Raw genomic sequence first — 11,934 nt, 5'->3', positions numbered from 1 at the left:
CGCCCCCTCCCTCCTCCGCCCCTCTCACCCCCGACTACGTAGGCTCCGGACCCCCCACCTACGACCCCGAGCCCACCGCCCTCCCCCTCGCCGACCCGGACGAGCTCGACGATCTGGTCGCGGACACCGTGTTGGACGGGGCGCGGTACGGGGCGAGCACGATCAGGGCTGCTTCTGTGCGGGGGGACTCCGCGCGGTTCCGGGGGGAGCCGCGGCGGGATTCGTTGCTGACGGCGCGGTTCGGGGTGGGGGAGCAGGCGTTGGTGCTGGTGGCGATGGCCACCGGGGCGCGGGCCACGCCGGGGGCGCATCGGGCCGCCGCCGAGGCCTGCGACTGGATCGCGCGGGCCGTGGGGCGGAGTCACGCGCGGCTCTCCGAGGACATAAGGGCCGCGCGGCGCGGGGATCTGAAGTCCGGGTTGCACCGGCTCACCGACCGCAGCCTCGGCAAGCTCCGCGCCAGCGCCGCCGAGCAGGGCATCGACCCCGAGGAGTACTCGGCCGGCCTGCGGTGTCTTCTCCTCCCCGCCCACCCGGAGTGCCGTACGCGCGTGTTCTTCGGGGTCGGGGCCGGCGGGCTGTTCCGGCTGCGGGACGGGGAGTGGCAGGACATCGAGCCCACCGTCGGGGACCTGACCGGCGAGGCCGTCGTCGGGTTCGGGTCGCAGCCCGCCGAGACGCCCGAGGGGGACCGGCTCACCATGGATCTGGGGATTCCGACGCCCCCGAGCCCTTACGAACCCGCCCCCGAGCCGCCCCGCGAACCCTTCCGCTTCCGTGCTTCCGTCGCCCGCCCCGGCGACACGCTGCTGATGTGCACCGGCGGGCTGGCCGAACCCCTGCGCGGTGAGCCCGAGCTGTCCGCGCATCTGGCGGGCCGGTGGTCAGGCACCACCCCGCCCGGTCTCGCCGCCTTCCTCGCCGACACCCAAGTGCGGGTCAAGGGTTATGCCGACGACCGCACGGCCGCCGCTGTTTGGGAGGCGTGAGCGCCCGGGCTGTGAATTCATGGAACCCAGAGGGATCCGTAGGACACAGGAAACCGAAGGGCACGCGAGAACCATGGCCAAGCAGAACGTTGCCGAACAGTTCGTCGACATCCTCGTCCGCGCCGGCGTCAAGCGCCTCTACGGCGTCGTCGGCGACAGCCTCAACCCGGTCGTCGACGCCATCCGCCGCAACTCCGCCATCGACTGGATCCACGTACGGCACGAGGAGACCGCCGCCTTCGCCGCCGGCGCCGAAGCCCAGATAACCGGGAAGCTCGCGGCCTGCGCCGGCTCCTGCGGCCCCGGCAACCTGCACCTCATCAACGGCCTCTACGACGCCCACCGCTCCATGGCCCCGGTCCTCGCCCTCGCCTCGCAGATCCCGTCCAGCGAGATCGGCCTCGGGTACTTCCAGGAGACCCACCCCGACCGGCTCTTCCAGGAGTGCAGTCACTACAGCGAACTCATCTCCAACCCGAAGCAGATGCCCCGGCTCCTGCAGACCGCCATCCAGCACGCGGTCGGACAGAGTGGCGTGAGCGTCGTCTCGCTCCCCGGCGACATCGCCTCCGAGCCCGCCCCGGACAAGGCCGCCGAGACCGCCCTCGTCACCTCCCGGCCCTCCGTCCGGCCCGGCGACGCCGAGATCGAGAAGCTCGTCGAGATGATCGACGCGGCGGAGAAGGTCACCCTGTTCTGCGGCAGCGGCATCGCCGGCGCGCACGCCGAGGTCATGGAGTTCGCCGGGAAGATCAAGTCCCCGATCGGACACGCCCTGCGGGGCAAGGAGTGGATCCAGTACGACAACCCGTACGACGTGGGGATGAGCGGACTGCTCGGCTACGGCGCCGCCTACGAGGCCACCCACGAGTGCGACCTGCTGATCCTCATCGGCACCGACTTCCCGTACAACGCGTTCCTGCCCGACGACGTGAAGATCGCCCAGATCGACGTACGGCCCGAACACCTCGGCCGGCGCTCGAAGTTGGACCTCGCGGTGTGGGGCGACGCGAAGGAGACGCTGCGCTGTCTCACCCCGCGGGTGAAGCCGAAGGGGGACCGGAAGTTCCTCGACCGGATGCTGAAGAAGCACGCCGACGCGCTGGAAGGTGTCGTCAAGGCGTACACGCGGAAGGTCGAGAAGCACGTCCCGATCCATCCCGAATACGTCGCGTCCCTGGTGGACGAACTCGCCGACGAGGACGCCGTGTTCACCGTCGACACGGGCATGTGCAATGTGTGGGCCGCGCGTTACATCACGCCCAACGGGCGCCGCCGCATCATCGGTTCGTTCTCGCACGGCTCGATGGCGAACGCGCTGCCGATGGCGATCGGCGCCCAGTTCACCGACACCGAGCGGCAGGTCGTGTCGATGTCCGGCGACGGCGGATTCTCCATGCTGATGGGCGACTTCCTCACCCTCGTCCAGTACGACCTGCCGGTGAAGGTCGTCCTCTTCAACAACTCCTCCCTGGGCATGGTCGAGTTGGAGATGCTGGTCGCCGGACTCCCGTCGTACGGCACCACCAACAAGAACCCCGACTTCGCCGCCGTGGCCCGCGCGTGCGGTGCCTACGGTGTGCGGGTCGAGAAGCCCAAGGATCTCGAAGGCGCCCTGAAGGCGGCCTTCAAGCACAACGGCCCGGCCCTCGTCGACGTCGTCACCGATCCCAACGCCCTGTCCATCCCGCCGAAGATCAGCGCCGAGATGGTCACCGGGTTCGCGCTGTCGGCCTCAAAGATCGTGCTGGACGGGGGAGTCGGGCGGATGCTGCAGATGGCCCGGTCCAACATCCGCAACGTGCCGAGGCCTTAACCGTCGTAGGGCGCCCATCCGTTGGACGAGTACCAGTAGTGCGGCAGGCCCTTGATCGAGCTGGTGCGGAACGGCTTGCCGTGGTCGTCGACGCGGAGGGTGCCGGTGCGGCCCTGGGAGGACCAGTCCAGTTCCAGGTACCAGCGGCAGTCGCAGGTCCCGGTGCGGGCCTTGACCAGCAGGACCTCCGGGTCCGTGGCCGAGACCCGGTACGGCAGATGCGCCACCGGGACCGTCCTACCCGTGTCACTGCCCGGCTCCGGCTTGACGAGCGGGCGGTGGGCGTCCAGGTTCACGCCGAAGTAGCGCGGGGTGATGTCCCCGCCGCAGCCCTGGGCCATCGAGTACGCGGTGCCCGGGGCGGGTGCCGTGCGGCCGACGACCCGGACCCGAAGTGCCTCCAGGACAACGGCCGTTGAGCTCCGGCCCTGCACCGAGATCTCCACGTTCGTCTGCCCGCCGTGCACCGCGTGCTGGGTCGCCGCCCAGGCCCCGGCGTCCTGCTGGACCGGGGGAGGCGGCACGTCCTTCGGTGCTTTGTCGATGACGTAGTCGTGGTCGCAGCCGATCTCCCAGACCTGGGAGTCGGCGGTCCAGGTGAGGGGAGCGGGGAGGGCGGACGGGGTGGCCTGGGTCGTGGCGCCGGTCTTGGCCTTCTCCCTGTCGTGGGTGGACACCGCCGACAGGGTGCCCCACACCGCGAGCACCGTGCACACGGCGGCGGCCGTGAGCGTGAGCCGCCGGCGGTACCAGGGCGAGCGGACGGCGGCCATCGGGGGTTCGTCGGCAGCGGGCACCAGCTCCTCGGTCGGCTCCTCGGTCCGCGCCTCGACCACCGGAGTCCCCGCCTCCCGTCGCCGCTGTTTCGCCGCCACCGCCAGGATCCAGTACCGGTGCAGCTCCAGCCGCTCCTCCGGTGTCGCCCCGCACAGCGCCGCGAAGCGTTCGACGGGGGCGAAGTCGAGGGGGACCGCCTCGCCGACGCAGTAGCGGTGCAGGGTCGAGGCGTTCATGTTCAGGCGGCGGGCCAGCTGGCTGTAGCTGCGGTCCGTGCGTGCCTTCAGGCGCCGTAGCAGCGCCGCGAACTCCTCGACGTCCTTGTCGTTGGCCTCGCCCGACACCCTTGCTCCCGTGCGTGTCGCGTCCCAGGACGGCATCCCAGGGACTCCCTATACCAGGAGGTCAGACGGGGTGGGACGGTTCCACCGTCGCGGGTTCGGTGTCGGTCATTGCGGTCGTCGGCGCCGTACGCCGAAGCTCGGTGCGACCACAGCACGGCACCGAACCGAAACGGGGAAACACACGTGAACAGCAAGAAGGCCACGCGCCGCACCGCACTCGCCGCCGGTCTCGCCCTCGCCCTCGGGCTGGGTGTGGCGGCCCAGGCCTCCGCCGGCGCCCCGCGCACCGTGAGCGGTTCGCCGGACGACAACATCACCCGCATCGCCGACTTCTACGGCGCCTACGTCGACGCCGAGAGCGACCTGGACAACGGCGGCGGCAAGCTGGCCACACAGCTGCGCAGCTACTACCTCACCCCCGCCTACCTCAAGGAGCTGAAGGCCTGGGAGGCGAAGAACCACGCGGACGGCGTCCTCCAGGCGCAGAACACGCCCATGCGGTGGAAGGTCACCGACAACGGCACCGCCGACTACACCGAGGCCACGATCACGCTGACGTGGGGCGGCGGCGACACCACCAAGCTGATCGTCGACATGACCCGCACGACTCACAAGATCATCCACATCGGCACGAAGAGCATCGGTCGCAAGTAGGGCCCGCCGAGGGGCTGTTGGCGGTTCCCGAACGGCTGATTCCGGCCAGTTTCGCGGAGGGTGGGGCTCGGGGGAGGTCCGGGGGGACCAATGGCCCCACGCCTTCGCGGACTACGGCCGGATCGGCAGCCGCGCATCGGCAGTCGGTTCGATCGCCGGTGGTCAGGACGTCACGGGGTGTCTGGTCCCGCCGCCGGGAGCCACGCCGCTCCGGAGGGGAACGCCCCGGCCGCCCCACCCGGGCCGCATGCTCCGTACCGTGGCCGTTCGACCCTTCGGACGGTACTCCCCCTGATTCCTCCGCCCCGGCGGTCACGCAGCGTTTATGGCCGAACACCCGGTCGTTGACGATTCGACATGACTGCCCTGTTCCCGACGAGGGCATGGATCCCCGTGAACGTGTTCGAGCAGGAGGGAACCGGAAACCGGCGTGCAGGCGGGGGTCATGAAGAGGCAAGCACGAGGGGGCGGTCCCATGGCGATCGGGGCCTCCTCGGCGAAAGCGGCGGAGGACAAGGCCGACAGCGCCACGGAACCGGCGCAGCCGCCTCAACTGAGGCGCAGACTCGGACGCGCGGACCTGCGGGCGGTGCCCGAGGCGCGCAGAGCGTTGCGTGAACTGCTACGGCACTGGGGGAGGCCGGGACGATCGGAGATAGCGGAGCTGCTCACGAGCGAACTCGTCACCAACGCGCTGATCCACACCGACCACGACGCCGTGCTCACGGCGACCGTCGGACCCCGTGGACTACGCGTGGAGGTACGGGACTTCGTGGCGCGCAGGCCCCGACTGCACGTACCGGACGCCGACGACGGTACGCACGGGCGGGGCCTGGTCCTGGTGCAGTCCCTCGCGGACGCCTGGGGAGTGTCGGCCCACGGGGTCGGCAAGTCCGTCTGGTTCGAGCTGGATCCGGACGCGGCATGAGCAACGGGACGGGGGCGGCGTCCAGTCGGACTCCGCCCCCGTCCCGATTGTCGCCCGGTCCCGGATTCAGGTTCTCAGCCCTCGGCTCAGCCGAACTGCTGCTCCAGGTCCTTGAGCTTGCGCTCCAGGGAGTCGAGGCGCGGCAGGGCCATCGTGTCGTCCTCGGCGGTGAGGTCGACGGTTATCGGGTCAGATGCCCCGCGGACTGGCTGGAGTGAGGGACGCGTGCGAACCGGCAGTTGCTCCGGCGTCGATAGAGCAGGCTCCGCGGATGCTTGTCCGGAACCGCGCTCCAGGGCCTGCGGTTCCGACGAGCGGCCGCCGCCCCGGCCGATGAGGCCGCGCTGGCCCCGGCTTATGGCCTTGAGCTGAGCCCGCTCGATCCGCTGCTGGTCGCGGCGGCGCAGTCGGGTCTCCTCCTTCTTCGCCTTGTCCTCGCGCACCTCGTCGACCGCCTCGTCCAGGCTGCGGACGTTCTCCAGGAGCATCAGCGACCAGGCGCTGTAGGTCTCACGGGGGGCCCGCAGCCAGCGGACGATACGGATCTGCGGCAGCGGACGCGGCACCAGACCCTGCTCGCGCAGCGCGGCCCGGCGGGTCTGCTTCAGCGCGCGGTCGAACAGGACCGCGGCCGACAGCGACATGCCGGAGAAGAACTGCGGAGCGCCCGCGTGGTCGACACCCCTGGGCGCGTGCACCCAGTTGAACCAGGCGGCCGCGGCCGCGAACGTCCACACGAGTATGCGCGAGCCGAGGGCCGCGTCACCGTGGCTGGCCTCGCGGACCGCGAGGACGGAACAGAACATGGCCGCGCCGTCGAGGCCGAACGGGACCAGGTACTCCCAGCCGTCGGTGAGGCCGAGGTTCTCCTGGCCGAAGCCGACCAGTCCGTGGAAGGAGAGTGCCGCGGCGACCGCCGCACAGCAGAACAGAAGGACGTAGGAGGCGATGCCGTATATGGCCTCCTTGCGCCTGCGGCGCTCCTCCGTGCGCTCCCACGAGTCGTCTTTCGCGTGCTCCCCGCCGGACCGCTTGCTCCGCGCGAGCACCGCAACCGCCGCCAGCATGCCCAGGAGCAGTACGGCGCCGGGAAGCAGCCAGTTAAGCGATATGTCGGTCAGTCTCATCTGGGGTCCCTTGCATTGGGATAGGGCGTAACGCCCGCCATAGTGGCCCAATCCCAACGGCCCTCAGGCGTTTTCGGGGCAAGAGGCCGCCAAGGAGGTGCAAGGGGATGCCCAGGACGGCTTTCTGCTCGAACTGCCGCTTGAGGGGCGGGAGTTGAGTTCGAATAAGACTACCCGTACGGGTGGTTCCACGGAAAGTTCCTGCGGCAAGTGAGGAAGTTGTGAAGCACCTGTAACCGGACGGACGCCTTGTTCGCGGCTGATCCTAGCGGGCGTTGAGTGGAGCGTGTGACTGAGGGTGCCTCAACTCGCGGCGGCAGCCAGGAGCTTGGTGACCCGCTCGGTCTCGCAGGTGCGCGGGCAGGTCGGGCAGGCGTCCAGCGCGTCCAGCGTGTAGTACATGCAGCAGCTCGCCCGGTCCCGGGTGGACAGCGCCTCCCCGTTGGGCCCGGTGACCTCGCGGAACGCGGCCGATCCGACGTACGGCTTGGTCGCGCCCGGCAGCAGCCGCTCCAACTCCCTTACGGCGCGCGGCTGTTCGCCGAAGAGGTCGGCGACGTACCAGATGCCCTCGACGACCTCGTCGGTCGCCATGCCCCACAGGGCGCGGCCCCGCCGGCGCATCCGCGGGCCGAAGCCGGCCAGGACGGGTTCCATGTGCTCGGCGACCGCGGCCCGCACCTCGGCCCGCAGCGCCTCCTCGTCCGGGACCACCCGGGCGCCGGGCAGTCCTGCCGCCGGGTCGCCGGGCAGGCAGGCGAAGGAGTCGGTGCGGACGGCCAGCCGGCCCATGTCGAAACCCTCGGCCGTGCGGTCGTAGGAGACGTGGGTCACAGGGAGGCGGGGGACGCGGCGGTGCAGGAACCAGGGGACGGTGAACAGGAGGACGACCGGCCAGGCGTAGCGGTGCAGGCCGAAGGTGGCTATCACGTCCGGGCGGCCCCGGCGGCCGTGGTCGCGCAGGACCTGGGCGTCGTCCCGGGCCAGGAACGCCTCCAGGCCTTCGCCGCCCTCCGCGAGCGCGGCCGCGGAGATCCAGCCGCCGCCGGTGGGAGTCGGTTGGTCCGGGGTGAGTTCGGTGATCGCGAGCCCGGGGATGACCTCGGTGAGGCGGGCGTAGGAGTCCGCTACGGCCGAAGAGGGCAGGGGCATGCCGGGACCACCGATTCGCCGTTGGTTTAGAGGTAAGGCTTACCTTACCCAACTGCCTCGGGATTTGAACTAGTCCGATCTGCGCCTAAGGTGCTTGACGGACGAGTAACAAGACGCCGTAATGACCCCAAGTACCGACACGTCCGGAGGAGGACCCGTGAAGCAGGGCACGCAGGGCTCCGCCGGGACGGGTGTTCCGGACGCGCCTGCCCGGGGCTCCCGGGTGCCGCCGCAGCAGCGCGCCGCCGACGTGGACCGGGACCGGGGTCTCGCGGACGGCACCGGTGCGGTGCGCGGTGAGCACACGCACAGCGAGACGCCGATCCCGCGCCCCCGTCAGGTCCTCCAGCGGCCCTCCGTGCGCGGTCAGATACTGGACGCGCTGCGCACCGCGCTCGTCGGCGGGGAGCTGACCCCGGGCGAGGTGTACTCCGCGCCCGCGCTCGGCGAGCGGTTCGGCGTCTCCGCGACGCCCGTGCGCGAGGCGATGCAGCAGCTCGCCACCGAGGGTGCCGTCGAGGTCGTACCGAACCGGGGCTTCCGGGTGATCGAGCGGGGTGCCCGCGAACTCGCCGAACTGGCCGAGATCCGCGCCCTGATCGAGGTGCCGGTGATGCTCAGACTCGCCCGTACCGTGCCCGCCGCCCGCTGGGCCGACCTGCGCCCGCTGGCCGAGAGCAGCGTCCGCGCCGCGTCCTCCGGGTGCCGGGCGACGTACGCCGAGTCCGACCGGGCCTTCCACCGCGCGGTGCTCGCCCTCGCCGGCAACGAACAGCTCGTCCAGATCGCCGAGGACCTGCACCGCCGCGCCCAATGGCCGCTGGTCGGCGGTCCCGTCACGCGCGGGCGGGCCGACCTGGTCGCGGACGCGGCCGAACACCTCGCGCTCCTCGACGCGTTGGCCGCGGGGGAGTGGGACGTGGTGCGGTCCCTGGTGCAGGAGCACTTCGCGGGATCGGCGTGACGTCGAATATGTGACTCCGGTCACGAGCGGGTCCGGGGCAGGCGACCGTGGTCCGCAAAGGGAACCCGCCGGGACGTCGGTGACGTGCCCCACGGAAAGGGATGACCGATCCGCGGGGGAGAACGCCGATGTTTCCGAATCCGGGCCAGCAGGCCGCCCAACAGGCCGCGCGGCGCGGCGCCGAGCAGTCGGCCCGACAGGCGGCACAGGACGGCATGCGCGCCGCCCAGATGGGCGCCCGCCGCACCCACTCCGGCCGCGGCGGCAGCCTACTGTCCTTCCTTCTGCTCGTGGCCGTAGGGGTGTTGGTGGCCCGCGACCCCGAACTCCGGTCATCCGTCCTGCAGTTCGTCCACCACGTCGTGAACGTCGTGCAGAACCGCACGAACGGCTCCTGACCTACGCCGTGGCAGCCCCCGGCGCGGGCACCGCCAACTGCCGTGCCAGCCACGTCGGTACGCCGCCGAGGAGCCGGAAGAGCCGTCGCGCCTCCTCGCGCAGCCGGGACGCCTCCGGCTCGGCTTCCGCGTCCGCGAGGGACGCGAGGGCCGGGGCCGTGCCGACGAGGTAGCCCAACTCCTCGCGGATGCGCAGGGATTCGGCGAAGCCGTGGCGGGCCTCCGCCAACTCGCCGTCGCGCAGGGCGAGTCCGGCCAGGTGGCGGTGGGTGAAGGAGAGGAGCAGGGGGTCGGCCCGGTCGACGGCGGCCGCGTGGGCGCGGCGGTACGCGGCCCGCGCGGCCTGCGGTGAGCGGGCCAGGTTCTCCGCGACCAGCCCCCGCCGGAAGTCCAGCAGTGCGCGCCCCGCGCCGTCCGGCGGGATCAGCGCCGCCGCCCGCCCCAGCGCGGCCCGTGCCTCGTCGGCCCGGTCGCGCACCGAGTGCAGCGTGGCCGCGTAGGCGAGGTAGCCGCGTTCACAGGCCGCCGCGCCCCGCTCGTCGTCGCTGTGGGCCAGTGCCTCCGCCGTACGCAAGGCGTCGTCGGCATCCTCCCAGCCCTGCTCGGTGTAGAGACACCGCTCCACGAGCAGCGCGGTCCGCTGGAGGGCCGGTGCCGCGGTGTCGGGCCGCAGCAGCGCCGCCGCGTCGACCCAGCAGGCCCGCGAGCGCAGCCGCCACACCGCGGTCTGGAGGGGATCGTCACCTTCGGTCGTTCCGTGTCCAGACATGGCGGAATGCGCCACGTTGCCCTCCCCGAGCACACCATTGAGCTGTTGAGTGGTGGCATCTCAGCACGGATCGTAGGGCCCGGCCAAGAGGGTGGGTGAAAGAATTCACAAAGTCGTGGGATCTTCGGGTCAGCTCATCCGCAGTGCCAGGAAGAAATCCAGCTTGTCCTCGAGGCGCGAGAGGTCCCGACTCGTCAACTGCTCGATCCTGCCGACCCGGTAGCGCAACGTGTTGACGTGCAGGTGCAGCCGGGTCGCACAGCGCGTCCACGACCCGTCGCACTCCAGGAACGCCTCCAGCGTCGGAATCAGCTCCGCGCGGTGCCGGCGGTCGTAGTCGCGCAGCGGGTCGAGCAGGCGCGCGGTGAAGGCCCGGCGTACGTCGTCCGGCACGAAGGGGAGGAGGAGGACGTGCGAGGCCAGCTCCTGATGGCCCGCCGCACACACCCGGCCCGGCCTGGCGGCGGCGACCCGCCGCGCGTGCCGTGCCTCCTCCAGCGCCCCGCGCAGCCCCTCCGCCGAGTGCACCGCCGCGCTCACCCCGAGCGTGACCCGCCCGTCGTCGTCGAGCCCGGCCGACAGCGGATCCCGTACGGCCGCCAGCAGCACGTCCGCGTGGAGCCCGGACTCGGAGCCGTCGTGCTCCGCCGACACCGCGGGCAGCGGTACGAGCGCGATCGCCTCGTCGCCCGAGTGGGCCACGGCGATCCGGTCGGAGGGCTCGGGGCCCGTCGTCAGCGGGTCGACCAGGATCTCCTCCAGGAGCGACTGCGCGACGGGGCCGGCCTCGATGTCCGCGCCCTCCCACTCGACCCGGGCCACGACCACCTGCCAGTGCGGGGCCGCCCCGAGCCCGGGCAGCAGCACGGGAGCGGCGACCCGTAGGCGCGCGGCGATCTCGGCCGGCGCGGCACCCGTCTGCACCAGCTCCAGGACCTCCTGCGCGAGCCGTCTGCGGACCGTGCGCGCCGCGTCCCGCCGGTCCCGCTCGACCGCGATCAACTGCGTGACGCCCTGCAGCAGGTCGAGGCGCTCGTCCGGCCAGTCCCCGGCGTCCGCCTCGACCGCGAGCAGCCAGTCCGACAGCACCGTCTCGCGCACGTCCCGCGAACCCTGCGGGGCGCGGCCACCACTGCGGATCGGGAAGAGGGAGTACGTCGAGCCGCCCAGCGCCAGCCGGTGCGGCCCCCGGCGGCCCGTGCGGGCGGCGGCCAGGTGCTCGGCGGCCAGCTTCGCGCACACGTCGACGGGCAGCGCGGGACCCGAAACCTTCGAACCCGCGATCAGCCGCCCGGTCGGCGACAGCACCCACGCACGCAGATCCAGGTCCGAGCCGAGCAGATCCAGGACCACGTCCGGGCCGCCCCCGGCAGGACCCGAGGTCATCATCCGCCGGTGCCGGTCCACCACGGCCGCGAGATCACCGGCCCGCTCACCCGACACCTGCCGTACGACATGCTCGGTGATCGTCGCGAACGCCACCGACTCGTTGACCGCGAACAGCGGCAGCCGGTGCCGGGCGCAGGCGGCTATGAGGTCGTCCGGGATCGCGCCCAGCTCGGCCTCGCCGGCGGCCATCGCGGCCACCCCGGCGGAGACCAGGAGCCGTACGAACGGCTCGGTGTCGGCCGCGTTCCGGCGCCAGGCCAGGCCGGTCAGGACCAGCTCGCCGCCCGAGAGGTAGCGGCTGGGGTCGCGCAGGTCGGTGGTCATCACCCCGCGGACCGTGCGGTCCAGCTCGTCCGCGCCGCCGAGCAGCCGCAGCCCCAGCGCATCGGTGTCCAGAAGTGCGCGCAGCCGCATCGCCGTCGCCGCCGTTCTTTGTCTAGAAAACTACGATGAACCAAGAGGTGCTGTGGGTGCAGGGCCGTGCGGGGCTGTTTCCCACGTTTCCACAGGGAATCGAAGGGGTTACTGATGACCTCTGTTCATATGAATCTACAAGATGCCCGCGCTGGCCAGCCAACTCCTTCATGGTTTCCGTGACTGACCCGCTCCGCGCACGGCGCTGTGTAC

The 11,934-nt window shown here is 71.5% G+C and carries 11 protein-coding genes; 6 read left to right on the top strand and 5 right to left on the bottom strand.

Going from position 1 to position 11,934, the window contains the following annotated elements; all coding sequences use genetic code 11:
• Positions 1-989: protein phosphatase 2C domain-containing protein (locus tag OO69_RS07185; protein ID WP_033279542.1), on the top strand; the 989-nt coding region annotated here is incomplete at its 5' end.
• Between the two features lie 73 nt (positions 990-1,062).
• Positions 1,063-2,805 (top strand): pyruvate dehydrogenase, encoded by a 1,743-nt coding sequence (locus OO69_RS07180; RefSeq protein ID WP_033279541.1) that lies wholly within the window; start codon positions 1,063-1,065, stop codon positions 2,803-2,805.
• Here the strand turns inward: OO69_RS07180 and OO69_RS07175 are convergent.
• Entirely contained in the window at positions 2,802-3,962 is a 1,161-nt protein-coding gene (locus OO69_RS07175) for a helix-turn-helix domain-containing protein (protein ID WP_051800809.1), read from the bottom strand. The two genes, OO69_RS07180 and OO69_RS07175, sit on opposite strands and share 4 nt — an antisense overlap.
• 147 nt (positions 3,963-4,109) lie before the next feature.
• Between OO69_RS07175 and OO69_RS07170 the strand changes: the two genes are divergently transcribed.
• Together OO69_RS07170 and OO69_RS07165 are read left to right on the top strand one after the other, a co-directional pair.
• A complete protein-coding gene (locus OO69_RS07170; protein ID WP_033279539.1) occupies positions 4,110-4,580 on the top strand; it encodes a hypothetical protein in 471 nt (156 codons plus the stop codon).
• A gap of 475 nt (positions 4,581-5,055) precedes the next feature.
• Positions 5,056-5,508 (top strand): ATP-binding protein, encoded by a 453-nt coding sequence (locus OO69_RS07165; protein WP_033279538.1) that lies wholly within the window; start codon positions 5,056-5,058, stop codon positions 5,506-5,508.
• Positions 5,509-5,594: 86 nt separating this feature from the next.
• On the opposite strand, the gene OO69_RS07160 is transcribed toward OO69_RS07165, so the two are convergent.
• Complete coding sequence (locus OO69_RS07160) at positions 5,595-6,635, bottom strand: DUF2637 domain-containing protein (RefSeq protein WP_033279537.1); 1,041 nt, start codon at positions 6,633-6,635, stop codon at positions 5,595-5,597.
• A gap of 303 nt (positions 6,636-6,938) precedes the next feature.
• Positions 6,939-7,787: a (2Fe-2S)-binding protein gene (locus tag OO69_RS07155; protein WP_033279536.1), complete on the bottom strand. Its 849-nt coding sequence runs from the start codon at positions 7,785-7,787 to the stop codon at positions 6,939-6,941.
• Between the two features lie 157 nt (positions 7,788-7,944).
• On the opposite strand from OO69_RS07155, the gene OO69_RS07150 reads away from it, so the two are divergent.
• Together OO69_RS07150 and OO69_RS07145 are read left to right on the top strand one after the other, a co-directional pair.
• Positions 7,945-8,751: a GntR family transcriptional regulator gene (locus OO69_RS07150; protein WP_033279535.1), complete on the top strand. Its 807-nt coding sequence runs from the start codon at positions 7,945-7,947 to the stop codon at positions 8,749-8,751.
• A gap of 128 nt (positions 8,752-8,879) precedes the next feature.
• Complete coding sequence (locus OO69_RS07145; protein ID WP_033279534.1) at positions 8,880-9,149, top strand: hypothetical protein; 270 nt, start codon at positions 8,880-8,882, stop codon at positions 9,147-9,149.
• Position 9,150: 1 nt separating this feature from the next.
• Here OO69_RS07145 and OO69_RS07140 read toward each other — a convergent pair whose 3' ends face one another.
• Both OO69_RS07140 and OO69_RS07135 read right to left on the bottom strand, forming a co-directional pair.
• A complete protein-coding gene (locus tag OO69_RS07140) occupies positions 9,151-9,933 on the bottom strand; it encodes a hypothetical protein (RefSeq protein ID WP_033279616.1) in 783 nt (260 codons plus the stop codon).
• A 114-nt stretch (positions 9,934-10,047) separates the two neighbouring features.
• The gene (locus tag OO69_RS07135; RefSeq protein WP_033279533.1) at positions 10,048-11,721 is read right to left on the bottom strand and encodes a PucR family transcriptional regulator; all 1,674 of its coding nucleotides are present in this window, start codon (positions 11,719-11,721) and stop codon (positions 10,048-10,050) included.
• Positions 11,722-11,934: the final 213 nt, after the last annotated feature.

The organism is Streptomyces sp. NRRL F-525, assembly GCF_000716605.1.
Taxonomy (GTDB): domain Bacteria; phylum Actinomycetota; class Actinomycetes; order Streptomycetales; family Streptomycetaceae; genus Streptomyces.
This window is presented reverse-complemented; position numbering and strand designations above follow the sequence as displayed.